General features: G+C 37.6%; 13 protein-coding genes. All 13 read right to left on the bottom strand.

Going from position 1 to position 12,130, the window contains the following annotated elements; translation table 11 throughout:
* Positions 1-43: 43 nt before the first annotated feature.
* Positions 44-547, bottom strand: coding sequence for an acyltransferase (locus ACQ334_RS00360; RefSeq protein ID WP_430986159.1), 504 nt, complete (start codon positions 545-547; stop codon positions 44-46).
* A gap of 37 nt (positions 548-584) precedes the next feature.
* The gene (locus ACQ334_RS00355) at positions 585-1,634 is read right to left on the bottom strand and encodes an FkbM family methyltransferase (RefSeq protein ID WP_430986158.1); all 1,050 of its coding nucleotides are present in this window, start codon (positions 1,632-1,634) and stop codon (positions 585-587) included.
* 5 nt (positions 1,635-1,639) lie between these two features.
* Positions 1,640-2,371, bottom strand: coding sequence for a cephalosporin hydroxylase family protein (locus ACQ334_RS00350; protein ID WP_430986157.1), 732 nt, complete (start codon positions 2,369-2,371; stop codon positions 1,640-1,642).
* Positions 2,358-3,308, bottom strand: coding sequence for an NAD-dependent epimerase/dehydratase family protein (locus ACQ334_RS00345; RefSeq protein WP_430986156.1), 951 nt, complete (start codon positions 3,306-3,308; stop codon positions 2,358-2,360). The genes ACQ334_RS00350 and ACQ334_RS00345 overlap by 14 nt, the downstream gene beginning before the upstream one ends.
* The gene (gene rfbC / locus ACQ334_RS00340) at positions 3,305-3,856 is read right to left on the bottom strand and encodes a dTDP-4-dehydrorhamnose 3,5-epimerase (protein WP_430986155.1); all 552 of its coding nucleotides are present in this window, start codon (positions 3,854-3,856) and stop codon (positions 3,305-3,307) included. The genes ACQ334_RS00345 and rfbC overlap by 4 nt, the downstream gene beginning before the upstream one ends.
* A complete protein-coding gene (locus ACQ334_RS00335) occupies positions 3,846-5,012 on the bottom strand; it encodes an acyltransferase family protein (RefSeq protein WP_430986154.1) in 1,167 nt (388 codons plus the stop codon). Before ACQ334_RS00335 ends, rfbC begins: the two co-directional genes overlap by 11 nt.
* Positions 5,002-6,096, bottom strand: coding sequence for a CDP-glucose 4,6-dehydratase (rfbG, locus tag ACQ334_RS00330; protein ID WP_430986153.1), 1,095 nt, complete (start codon positions 6,094-6,096; stop codon positions 5,002-5,004). Before rfbG ends, ACQ334_RS00335 begins: the two co-directional genes overlap by 11 nt.
* The gene (rfbF, locus tag ACQ334_RS00325) at positions 6,081-6,857 is read right to left on the bottom strand and encodes a glucose-1-phosphate cytidylyltransferase (RefSeq protein WP_430986152.1); all 777 of its coding nucleotides are present in this window, start codon (positions 6,855-6,857) and stop codon (positions 6,081-6,083) included. The genes rfbG and rfbF overlap by 16 nt, the downstream gene beginning before the upstream one ends.
* A 72-nt stretch (positions 6,858-6,929) precedes the next feature.
* Positions 6,930-7,829: a Gfo/Idh/MocA family protein gene (locus ACQ334_RS00320; RefSeq protein ID WP_430986151.1), complete on the bottom strand. Its 900-nt coding sequence runs from the start codon at positions 7,827-7,829 to the stop codon at positions 6,930-6,932.
* Positions 7,830-7,936: 107 nt separating this feature from the next.
* Entirely contained in the window at positions 7,937-8,506 is a 570-nt protein-coding gene (locus ACQ334_RS00315) for an acyltransferase (protein ID WP_430986150.1), read from the bottom strand.
* A 9-nt stretch (positions 8,507-8,515) separates the two neighbouring features.
* Complete coding sequence (gene rfbA / locus ACQ334_RS00310; protein ID WP_430986149.1) at positions 8,516-9,376, bottom strand: glucose-1-phosphate thymidylyltransferase RfbA; 861 nt, start codon at positions 9,374-9,376, stop codon at positions 8,516-8,518.
* Between the two features lie 393 nt (positions 9,377-9,769).
* Positions 9,770-10,822, bottom strand: a complete 1,053-nt coding sequence (gene rfbB, locus ACQ334_RS00305) for a dTDP-glucose 4,6-dehydratase (protein WP_430986148.1) — start codon at positions 10,820-10,822, stop codon at positions 9,770-9,772.
* Between the two features lie 63 nt (positions 10,823-10,885).
* Positions 10,886-12,058: a glycosyltransferase gene (locus ACQ334_RS00300; RefSeq protein WP_430986147.1), complete on the bottom strand. Its 1,173-nt coding sequence runs from the start codon at positions 12,056-12,058 to the stop codon at positions 10,886-10,888.
* Positions 12,059-12,130: the final 72 nt, after the last annotated feature.

The following is a 12,130-nucleotide window of genomic DNA, read 5'->3' as shown; positions in this document are numbered from 1 at the left end:
TATTTATAATATACTATGGGTTTATTTATTAAATCAGAACTCTTTACAAGCGTTCTCCAATTTTAACCAAAGGGTTTCCAACATTAATTGTATACGAAGCAATTTCGCCTCTTACAATTGATCCAGCTCCTATAACAGAGCCTTTTCTTATAATAGCTCCATCAAGAACGATACAATTCGCCCCGATCCAAACATCGTCTTCTATTATAATACCTCCCCGTGACGGTTTAAACCGTTGTTCAGTTATTGTTTTGTGTTTTGAAATAAACTCGTGATTAGTTGCAGAAAAAGTACAATTTGCTGCAATTAAAACCGAATTGCCTATTCTTATACCATGACCACTATAGAGTACTGTACCAGAATTTATTTTACAATCATCCCCTATTATAATATCGCCTATTCCTCCGGAAAATTTCATTTTCACAAAAGAATCAACAATACTGTTTTCGCCAATTTGTATTATTGAGCCAACCGAAGAGATTTCCAAATCGCACAGAGCTGAAATCTGCGCCGTTTTTGAAATAATGTTCATAAAATATCTTTTCAAATTTATTGTTTAGATGAAAACAGAAAAATATTATTCTTTATTGGCTCAGCCATTCAGAAGGATAATTCATGAGTTCTTTACGATCAATAAATAATTTAGGACTTAGGTTTTCTACAATTGAAAAAAAGTCTGTGTCCAGGACATTTGTATTCTTTACTGCAAGCATATTAAAACCATGCGGAGGGCCATCTGTATTTATACTCTCAACCGGTATTAATTCCACCGGTATACTTTTAGTATCTACATTCGAATGGAAATCTCTGATTGCAAAAAGTTTATAGCCTTGAGATTGCATGAATTGCATTATTTCTGAATTTTGAATACCCTTAGACCAATCATTATACAAACTATGAGTTTCAAAAACCACAATAGGACTCATTGTTTTCAATATATTAATGCTTCCTTTCAGTGCATTGTATTCTCCTCCTTCCAAATCAAGCATTATTAAACCAATTTCTGATAATTGATTTTCTTTTGCATAGTCATCAACAGATACAGTAACTATGCTTCCTGGCGTTGCGTTCGTAACTTCTATCGAACTACCTAAAACATCATCCCCTTCTAAAACAATAAATTTCCCCGACTCATCCCATAATGCCTTTGGATTTATCTTGATATTGTTTAAGTTATTGAGCTTTGCATTATTTTGAAGATAGTGAACAGAGTTTTTATCTGGTTCAAATGTGTGGCAAATTCCAGATTCTTTAATTTCATTAGCAATCATTACAGCATGATCTCCTATGTAAGCTCCGCCAACAATTACCGTATTTACTTTTTTACTAAAATGTAATAACAACCTTGTTGTTTGCGGCTCCCAAACATGATTGGGCTTTGTTTTTGAAGAAAGTAAAAAATCCCTTGTAATTCTATTTTGATGAATAAATTCAAACACTAACCCATTTTCCAGAGTTTTCTTAATTGGTATCGTATTTTTGAATATTGCATCAACTATTTTTCCGGTAACGTTTTCTCTTATTTTACTATTAAAATCACTTTTTTTTTCCAACTGAACTAATAGATTTAATAGAGCATTTACTTCAGATGAACTAATAAGTTCATTTAAAGTACTCTTTAGTATATCTTCCATAATTTTTATTTTATCCTTTTTAAATATCCGTCAATACCTTCAGTGATCATTAATTTGTCATTAAGCTGGGTATCAACTTCAAAGTTGGGGTTTGCTTTTAAGAATGCCATAGCTGCTGTATGGGGGTTATCTCCCACATCCCATGGGCGGTTGTCATAATATCCCTTAGGGAAAAATTCAATAAATGTATCGGGGCATACAATGTAAGAACCTACTGTTACCAATGGAGCATATAGATTAAGCTCGTCTAATACGTGGGCATGTGTATGTAAAGAATCAAGACATACCATTACTGTTTTTTTACCCTCGCAATGAGACTTGATCTTTTCAAAAATAGTTGCATCCGTGCTACTTCCTTCATACATGGTAATGCGTTTCATCATTGGATGTTTTTCTATCTCATCCCTGTTATGTTTACGGATATCGATGTCTACGGCCACCACTTCTCCATTTCCAATTAATTCCAGCATTGAAGCTGAGAAAATAATACTGCCACCATGAGCGATACCTGTTTCAATAATTACATCTGGTTTTAATTTCCATATCAATTCCTGCATGATTACAATATCATTAGGGTATTTGATAATAGGCCTTCCCATCCATTCAAAATTATAAGTGTATTTATATTTATCGGCATGCAGCATCCAATCCAGCGACTTCTTTTTTAACTCTTCGTCCTGCCCCATACTTTTAATATCAGCCTTTCTTTCCTGATTAAACTGTTCAATCGGATTCATTTGTTTTTGTTTTTAGTGAATGAATAATTTTTATTACTTCTTTTTTAAAATTGGCTTCTGTTTCTTCAAAATAGATATTGTTATTGTGCAATGAAGAAATATCAATAGTAAACTCATTACCTTCTGCCGGCTGGTCGGATTTGATTAAAAGATCAACTGAAATTTTTAACTCCTGTTCTAATACCTCTTTACTCCATTTTGCCAGTTGTACTATTGAGTAGTTTTTTGTGTTGGCGAAATTAAGCGTTTTTAGCTTTTCGCCCCTAAATTTAATAATAGCGTTATATGTACCCTTGCAAATATTTTCCAAAGATAGAAAGCTCCTGTTCTGTCTGCCTGATGACAACAAAGTGATTGTTCCCTTCTCAACAGCTTCTTTACAAAAACAATTGGGCACCAATGTCCACCTGTTTATGGAAGTATCCAGCATAGCACCATAAATATTTGCCGGCCTTATTATAAGGCCGTTTATTTCATTTTTGGCCACAAAAAACTTCAGGTATTCTTCGGCAATGAAATGATTAAAAGCATAATTACTTTCTATTACAGCTTTAGACGCATCGTTGTAGCTGCCTTTTAATTCGGTACCCAAAACCTGTATGGTAGAAAAAAAGACGAAGTTTTTTATGCCGTTTTTAATACAAAGATTAAGTGCATTTTTTGTGCCGTATAATGAAAGATCAACCCCTTTTTTTAAATCTTTAGAAAGAATATCATTTGATGATGCGGCGTGAATAAAAGTGTCGCAACTAATGGCCATGTTTTCAAATTCATCAGTCAATACATCTGCCCTGATAAATGTTGCACCTTCCAGTTGTTGTTCTATTATTGTACTAAACTTCCTGGATATAGCAATTACTTCGCAACCTTGTTTTAACAGGTAGCTGGCAAGATAACTTCCGATATAACCATTTGCACCAGATATGGCTGCTCTCATAAGTCTATTCCTTTAAAAGTTGAATCAATGTAAGGAATAGACACATCTTTTTCAGAAATGGTTGCTACAGGAAGTTTCCATTTAATGCCAACAGCAGCATCATCATACCTGATTCCCCCCTCACTTGCCTTATTATACACCTGGCTTACCAGGTAAATAATTTCAGCTTCATCCGTTAAAGTTTGAAAGCCATGTGCAAAACCTTGTGGTATGTATACCGTATGCTTGTTCTCCTCATTTAATTCAAAACTTTCCCATTGTAAAAAGGTAGGCGAATTTTTGCGCAAATCAATTATCACGTCAAAAATGGCACCTTTTGTACATTTTACTACTTTAACTTCGGCAAAAGGTGGAAATTGAAAATGCATTCCCCTGATACTGCCCTTACCCCTGGTACCTGAATGATTGATCTGTAAAAAAGTATTTACTAAACCTTGTTGTGCAAATTCCTCTGTACAAAAAGAGCGGAGAAAAAAACCTCTGTTATCAATAAAAGGTTCTGGTATAATGGTATAAGCACCCTCCAAAGAAGTTTTATTAAATTTCATTACGGTTTGTTTTTCGTTTTACAATTATCGCAGCTGTTCTTTTACCATATTGAATAAAAGGTTTTTCCACCAGGTAATATAATAAAGCTGATAGCCCTATTACAAAGGCTGTTGTAATTATCAAAGCAATAAATAATACCATTAAGTTATTGCTCATGCCCATATTGTTGAGCATTGTGATACAAAGTGGTGTTACTGCCAGCAATACAATAAAATGACACAGGTAAATGCTGTAAGATATTTTGCCAATAAAAGTGAGGTACTTATGTTGCAATATTTTTTGAAAAAACAAAGAACCGATCAATGTAATTAATAAAAGTGCCGCTCCCAATCCTTCGGATATCTTAATGATCAACTCATGATTTATTATCCCTTTAAATGATTGGCCCGTAACATAAGTTTCCATAAAGTGTGGTACCATATAACGATAGTTATACAGCATGATACCCGCTATGAAAACCAGGATTTTTTGTACCCTGCCTAATGTTATCCACTTTGCAGCAATGTCTTTATTTTTTAACGCAATTAAAATGCCCAATCCAAAGTGAAGAAAATAAACCGCCGGAAAAGATTCATGGAATATTATCATAACACAAGCAACAAAGGCCATAAGCCAGTATTTGCTTTTTTGAGTTATTAATATCATGAACGGGATCAACAGGGAAATTTGTATTTCAACTATCAACGACCATCTTTGAGATACTAATGTGCTGCTTCCCTTAATATCTGAAAACAATATGCTTTCTTTTATCAGACTGGCCGGAGGTACATGTTCTATCCAAAAATCACGGCCTTGTGCCATTGCAGGATCAGTAATAACAGGATGGTAAAAAAAATACTGTAAAAAAAAGCTCAGCAATAACACTACTAAAAAGGCAGGATATATTCTAAACAACCTGGCAATAACATATTCGGTATAGTTTACCTGCAGGTTTTTAGAAAAATATTTATACGATAACACCATTCCGCTTAACACAAAAAAAAAGGAAACAGAAGGGATGGCATTATAAAAAAAACGCAGCGGGCTGAATGCTACAATGGGAAAGCTATCCTGCATGCCATACTGGAATATAAAATGACCCCATACCACAAAAATAGCAGCAAGGCCCCTTGCACTATCCAGATACTCCAGCCTGTTGCCCGTCTTAACTTCCATAAGCAGTAGTACTAAAATAGTTTTTGATTTGCTGATAAGTTAGCGCCTGTTTGTCTTGCGCCCTATACCATTCAATGGTATTGATGATGCTGCTATTGGCCGAAAGCCGTGGCAGCCAGCCCAGTTTATTGATGGCCTTGTTAATGTCGAGTTTTAAAAGGCCTGCTTCATGCGGCTGGCCTTTAGTATCGGCAATTGCAAACTCGCCTTCACCCCATATCTCTATAGCTTTTTTTACCAACTCCATAACCGTAAAAGTATCCTGGCTATACGGTCCGAAATTCCAGGCACCGCAATAATCTTTTGGGGTTTCACTCAATTTAAAAGCCAATAATAAGTAGCCGAAAAGTGGTTCCAATACATGTTGCCATGGGCGAACGGCATTGGGATTGCGTACGTTAATGGATTTTTTATTTTCCAATGCTTTTATTATATCAGGAATTATCCTGTCTGCACTCCAGTCTCCTCCGCCAATCACATTGCCGGCCCTTGCAGTAGCTATCGCTTTTTGATGCAAATGATAATCACCGGTATTAAAAAAAGAATTCCGGAAGCTATCCACTACTATTTCAGCTGCAGCTTTACTGGCACTATAAGGGTCATAGCCCCCCAGCCTGTCTGTTTCCCTGTATGGATATTCCCATTCCTTGTTTTCGTATACTTTATCAGTAGTAATGATAACCACACTGCACTTTTTGGGAAGCAGTTTAACCGCTTCTAAAAGATTAGCAGTTCCAATGGCATTTACCTCAAAGGTTTCAATGGGGTTTTCGTAAGAGTACCTTACCAAAGGCTGCGCTGCAAGATGAAAAATAATATCTGGTTGGGCAGCAATCAAAGCTTCCTTTAATTTATTACCATCCCTTATATCAGCAATAATAGAATTACAGGTAGTCTCACCACCGATAACGTTGTATAACGCATGTTCATTTTGATCAGGCGCAAGGGCATAACCCGTTACTTTTGCTCCCCATGTTTTTAATATGGCCAGCATCCAGGCTCCTTTAAAACCAGTATGCCCCGTAAGAAAAACATTCTTGCCTTTATAAAATCCGCTTAATGTATCCGCTACCATATTTTCCATGCTGCCTGATTTGATTCCCATAAGTGTTCCAATTCCACTTTATCTCTAAGTGCGTCCATACATTTCCAGAAGCCTTTATGTTTATAAGATGCCAGTTGTTTATCATTGGCTATTTTCACTAAAGGATCAGTTTCCCACTGCACTTTGTCCATGTCATCCTGCAGGTATTTAAATATTCCGGGTTCAAGTACAAAAAAGCCACCGTTGATCCACACGCCATCCCCTTCTGGCTTTTCCTGGAATTTTTCCACATTACCCGATGCATCAGTTTGTATATTACCAAACCTTCCGGGCAACTGAATACTTGTAAGCGTAGCCAGCTTACCGTTCTTCTTATGAAAAGTAACCAGCTCATTAATATTTATGTTACAAACACCATCGCCATAAGTGAGCATAAAAGTCTCCCCTTTTACATATTTTTCAATACGCTTGATGCGGCCGGCAGTATTTGTTTCCAAACCGGTATCAACCAGGGTAACCTTGAAAGATTCGGTATTGGAATAATGTACATCAATATTATTATTGCCTACTTCTACGGTAATATCAGAATTGTATAAAAAATAGTTGATAAAATATTCTTTTATTACATGGCCTTTATAACCACAGCAAACTATAAAATCATTATACCCGTAATGCTCATAAATTTTCATGATATGCCAGATGATAGGCTTGCCGCCGATCTCTATCATGGGTTTGGGTTTTAAATGAGACTCTTCGGAGATCCTTGTTCCCATTCCACCTGCTAATATTACTACTTTCATCAATTATTATTAACCAAGATTATTTAAGATTGCAAATATAACCCGAACATATTGTTATTTCAAAGCAACCAGTTATGCTTTAAACTTTCGTATATCATGTACAAGTTCAATTGCTGCTTTTGTTTCACTAATACCAAATCCGTTACCCTTAATGATCTCCTCATAACTTTTAGTATGCAATTCTGTAAAGCCTTCGCTAAACTCAAATTCATCGCCATCAATACTTAATGTTCTGTAAGTACGCTTACCTGCCGCTTTTACATCAGCCGGTAAGGTATTGGCATCAATGCTCAGCATCCAGCTGATATTGGCTTTTTCCAACACCAGGTTACCCTTGGCGGTATCATCTGTATGCATTGTAACATTATTTTCTTTTACAGGGCCAAAGATCCACATTAACATATCAAAAAAGTGCACCCCTATATTAGTAGCTATTCCCCCACTTTTTTGTGGATCGCCTTTCCAACTGGCATGGTACCAATTACCCCTTGAAGTGATGTACTGTAAGTTTATTGCATACCTTTTATTGGGTGGCGCTGCAGCTACTTTTTCTCTTAATGCAATTATCGCCGGGTGCAACCTCAATTGCAGGATAGTATAAATTTTTCTGCCGGTTTCTTTTTCCATTTCCAAAAGCGCCTCAATGTTCCAGGGATTCAATACCACAGGTTTTTCGCAAATAACATCGGCCCCTATACGAAGGCCAAAACGTATATGTGCATCATGCAGGTAATTAGGGCTGCAAACACTTACATAATCAGTTTTGGTATGCTGCCTTTTTAATTTTTCCAGGTGACGGTCAAATCTTTCAAATTCAGTAAAAAAATTAGCTGAAGGAAAATAACTATCTAATATGCCTACAGAATCATGTTTATCCAAAGCTGCCAGCAAATTATTGCCGGTGTCTTTTATGGCCTTCATATGCCTGGGGGCAATATATCCCCCGGCCCCGATTAATGCAAAATTCTTCATGTACAAATTGTTTTTAGGTTTAGGATAAGTTTTTGGGTTTAGCGTTTAGAAGTTTAGGGCTCAGGCAATTTGAAAGTCTCCGGACTAAACCTCTAAACCCTAAATTTCTAAACCTTTCTTACAGTGTTATTTTCCAATACGTACGCCTGTTTGCTTTCTTCACAGGTGGCGATACCATTTTCATCAAATTTTAATTTGTGCCCGTACTCACTCATCCAGCCGGTTTGCCTGCCGGGGTTGCCTACTATCAAGGCATAATCCGGCACATCTTTAGTAACCACGGTACCGGCACCAATAAACGCATAATTACCAATGGTATTGCCACAAACGATGGTGGCATTTGCCCCTATAGACGCCCCTTTTTTAATTAAAGTTGTTTTAAACTCATTTTTTCTGCTTACAGCACTGCGGGGATTGATCACATTGGTCAATACCATACTGGGGCCTAAAAACACATCATCTTCACAAACCACCCCTTCGTAAATACTCACATTATTCTGCACCCGTACATTATTGCCCAACACTACTTTTGGGGATACCACCACATTTTGCCCCAGGTTGCAATTGCTGCCAATTACGGCACCGGGCATAATATGAGAGAAGTGCCAGATCTTGGTACCTTCTCCAATGGTACAATTATCATCAATAACTGCTGTGGGGTGAGCAAAATATGCCATGGGTAAATATTATGCTGTTATTTTTTTAAGATACTCGCCATAGCCACTTTTCTTCAGGCCTTCTGCCAGTTCAATCAAGTGTTCTTTGGTAATAAAGCCTCTGCGGTAGGCTATCTCTTCCGGGCAACCAATTTTTAAACCCTGTCTTTTTTCTATCACCCTTACATATTCACTGGCGTCACTTAAAGAATCAAAAGTGCCGGTATCCAACCAGGCAAATCCCCTGTTCAATACACCTACTTTCAGTTTTTTTTGCTGCAGGTAAGTATCATTAACCGTGGTAATTTCATATTCCCCTCTTGCACTGGGTTGTATTTTTTTGGCAATTTCCACCACTTCATTATTATAAAAATATAAGCCGGGTACCGCATACTGGCTTTTAGGTTTTTCGGGTTTTTCCTCAATACTGATGGCATTAAAATCCTTATCAAATTCCACTACGCCATAACGTTCCGGATCACTGACGGGGTAAGCAAAAATTACCGCCCCGTCGGGGTCAATACTTTCCTGCAATAATTTACTAAAACCACTGCCGTAAAAAATATTATCTCCCAGTACTAATGCCACACTATCGGTACCAATAAATTTTTCGCCGATTACAAATGCCTGTGCCAGGCCATTGGGCACTTCCTGTACTGCATACTCAATAGCGCATCCCCACTGGCTGCCATTACCAAGCAATCTTATAAACTGAGCCTGGTCATCAGGTGTGGTGATGATTAATATTTCCTTTATTCCTGCCAGCATCAGCGTACTCAACGGATAATAAATCATCGGTTTATCGTAAATAGGCATCAGCTGCTTGCTTATCCCCATTGTGATGGGGTACAATCTGGTACCTGAGCCGCCTGCTAGTATTATTCCTTTCATTTTGGTTTAGAAGTTTAGAGGGTTAGAAAGTTTAGGAAAGACAAAAACTTTGTTCGTTGTCGCGACTTTCTTAATCCTGCAATTAATAATGTTTGCTTTTCAATCATTTCTCTACCCGCTTTATAATTTTCATCAGACAAATATGCTATTGGCGGGCATGTTGCCAACAATCCAATTTTTCAAATGAATAAATTTTCATGGTACTATATTAAATTAATCAGAATTACAAAATACTCTAAATCCTTCTAAACACTAAACTATCTATTCTTATGTAAGTCCGGCTTAATCCGTGCCAATGCCAGGGTTACTCCGTAGCGAAGCCAGTATTACTCCGTAGCTAAGCCATAGCAAAGCCGTATCTGCTTCGTATTAAAAACAATCAACCCCTAACCCCTAAACCCCATCATACTGCTTTGCATAATATTTCTGATAGTTACCAGAAGTCACTTCATCCAGCCATTCTTTATTATTCAGGTACCAATCTATCGTTTTGCTGATGCCTTCTTCAAATTGTAAAGATGGCAACCAGCCCAATTCATTTTTCAGTTTAGTGGCGTCAATGGCATAGCGCAAATCATGACCTGCCCTGTCTTTTACATAGGTGATCAGTTTTTCTGACGTGCCTTTTTCTCTCCGCAGTTTTTCATCCATCTGTTTACACAATTCTTTCACCAGCGCAATATTGGTCCATTCGTTATGGCCGCCGATATTGTAGGTCTCGCCAATCCTCCCCTTATGAAAGATCACATCAATAGCACGGGCATGGTCTTCTACAAATAGCCAGTCACGCACATTTTCCCCTTTGCCATAAATAGGCAGTGGTTTATTATTGATGATATTATGAATACAAAGCGGTATCAGCTTTTCGGGAAAATGATAAGGCCCGTAATTATTGCTGCAATTGCTGATCTTAACAGGAAAATGATAGGTATGATAAAATGCCCTTACAATATGATCGGAAGCAGCTTTGGACGCCGAGTACGGGCTACGGGGATCGTAGGCAGTTTGTTCAGTAAAAAAGCCTGTTTCGCCCAATGAACCATATACTTCATCTGTAGAAATATGGTAAAATATTTTATTACTGAAATCTGTTCCCCAAAATTCTTTTGCAGCCTGCAATAAAGAAGCCGTACCTACCACATTAGTATTAATAAATGCCAGCGGATCAGTGATCGACCTGTCTACATGGCTTTCGGCCGCACAATGCAATACTGCGGTAAATTGATGTTCTTTAAAAAGCTGCCGCACCAGTGCCAGGTCGGTGATATCCCCTTTTACAAAATGGTAATTGGGTTTATCTTCTATATCCTTTAAATTTTCAAGGTTGCCGGCATAAGTAAGTTTATCCAGGTTTACAATTTTGTATTCCGGGTATTTTGTAACAAATAAACGTGTTAAATGCGACCCAATGAATCCTGCCCCGCCGGTAAGTAAAATAGTATGCATTTAAATATTATATGAGGTGGCAAAAATAGACAATATTAACCAAAGGACTTGGCTAATGACCCATTAAACTGCGGTAAATGCTACATGGAAGTACTGTTTTATTTCATCCACGTCAAACTGCTGCGCCCTGCCCCTGGCTTTTTCTTCAAACCGGGCACGTAAAGCAGCATCTTCGTACATTTTTTTCATGGCGGCAGCCAGTGCCACCACATCATTAACGGGAGTTAAAATACCGTATTCCCCAATTTCGTAATTGGCAATAGCCCGGTGGTGCAGATCGGTGGCCGGTGCCAGCAATTCCCGGGGGCCCGAGCTGCAGTCGGTTGAAATAACCGGTTTACCGCAAGCAAGGGCTTCTATCAATACATTAGGAAAGCCTTCCACGTCGGAACTTAAAACAAAACAATTGGAGCGGCTTACATACTTAAACGGGTTATTATCCCATCCACAAAAAACTACTTTGTCATTCATTCCAAAATCAGATACTTTTTGTTTCAGGTCATCTTCCATTAAACCGCCGCCAACAATTAATAATTTACATGGCAGGTTTTTCATAATGAAAAATGCCTGTAGTAACAGTAAATGATTTTTCTCTTTTCTAAAGCCTCCTACATTGATGAAATAAAAAATATTTTTATCAAAAATAAAAGGCGGCGCTTCATCAATATGTGCCCTGATAAAACCCAGGTCGATAGGATTGTAAATTACTTTTACCGGTGTTTTGATCCTGAAGTTTTCTACCAGGTCAGTTTGCATAGCGTAAGAATTGGCCAGCACCAGGTCGGCACGTTTGTAAGAGAACATCACCATAAATTTGGAGAACATCCTGTAAATGGCAGAATGGCTTTGCTGCATGGTGGTTTGATGTGTTCTTTCGCACATGATCACCTTACCCTTATAGCCCCACAGGCTTTTCATTAAAGCGTTGATATAACAGGGCCGGTATAAAAAAGCTACAGAAATTTTAATGTTGTTTTTTTTACAGTAGCTATACACCCTGTAAGACTGGTAAGGCATTTTTAAAAACCGGATAAATTTATTTTGTTGCAGCGGTTGTTTAAGGTCCAGTATTTTTATTTCGGGAGGAATAGCATAATCGACCATGTTGGTATAAAGCCCCAGGTGAATTTCAAAATCGGCACGTAAATGTTCCAGTAAAAGCGACACCACTCTTTCGGCTCCACCAGATTGTAAAGTGTTAATGAATATCAATAGCTTTGGTCGTACTCCGTTCATTTGTTTTCATTTATTCGGCTATCCAATAACCGCAAATATGAGGCATTTTTTTTATTTGCTGAAAGATGTTTT

Source organism: Ferruginibacter sp. SUN106, assembly GCF_050611765.1.
Classification (GTDB): Bacteria; Bacteroidota; Bacteroidia; order Chitinophagales; family Chitinophagaceae; genus Ferruginibacter.
The sequence above is the reverse complement of the archived record's forward strand: the minus strand, read 5'-3'. Positions and strand labels throughout refer to the sequence as shown.

Excerpts from the sequence above, each read along its gene's own strand:
- ACQ334_RS00355 (WP_430986158.1), bottom strand. The coding sequence starts at position 1,634 with ATGGAAGATATACTAAAGAGTACTTTAAATGAACTTATTAGTTCATCT.
- ACQ334_RS00350 (WP_430986157.1), bottom strand. The coding sequence starts at position 2,371 with ATGAATCCGATTGAACAGTTTAATCAGGAAAGAAAGGCTGATATTAAA.
- ACQ334_RS00345 (WP_430986156.1), bottom strand. The coding sequence starts at position 3,308 with ATGAGAGCAGCCATATCTGGTGCAAATGGTTATATCGGAAGTTATCTT.
- rfbC (WP_430986155.1), bottom strand. The coding sequence starts at position 3,856 with ATGAAATTTAATAAAACTTCTTTGGAGGGTGCTTATACCATTATACCA.
- ACQ334_RS00335 (WP_430986154.1), bottom strand. The coding sequence starts at position 5,012 with ATGGAAGTTAAGACGGGCAACAGGCTGGAGTATCTGGATAGTGCAAGG.
- rfbG (WP_430986153.1), bottom strand. The coding sequence starts at position 6,096 with ATGGAAAATATGGTAGCGGATACATTAAGCGGATTTTATAAAGGCAAG.
- rfbF (WP_430986152.1), bottom strand. The coding sequence starts at position 6,857 with ATGAAAGTAGTAATATTAGCAGGTGGAATGGGAACAAGGATCTCCGAA.
- ACQ334_RS00320 (WP_430986151.1), bottom strand. The coding sequence starts at position 7,829 with ATGAAGAATTTTGCATTAATCGGGGCCGGGGGATATATTGCCCCCAGG.
- ACQ334_RS00315 (WP_430986150.1), bottom strand. The coding sequence starts at position 8,506 with ATGGCATATTTTGCTCACCCCACAGCAGTTATTGATGATAATTGTACC.
- rfbA (WP_430986149.1), bottom strand. The coding sequence starts at position 9,376 with ATGAAAGGAATAATACTAGCAGGCGGCTCAGGTACCAGATTGTACCCC.
- rfbB (WP_430986148.1), bottom strand. The coding sequence starts at position 10,822 with ATGCATACTATTTTACTTACCGGCGGGGCAGGATTCATTGGGTCGCAT.
- ACQ334_RS00300 (WP_430986147.1), bottom strand. The coding sequence starts at position 12,058 with ATGAACGGAGTACGACCAAAGCTATTGATATTCATTAACACTTTACAA.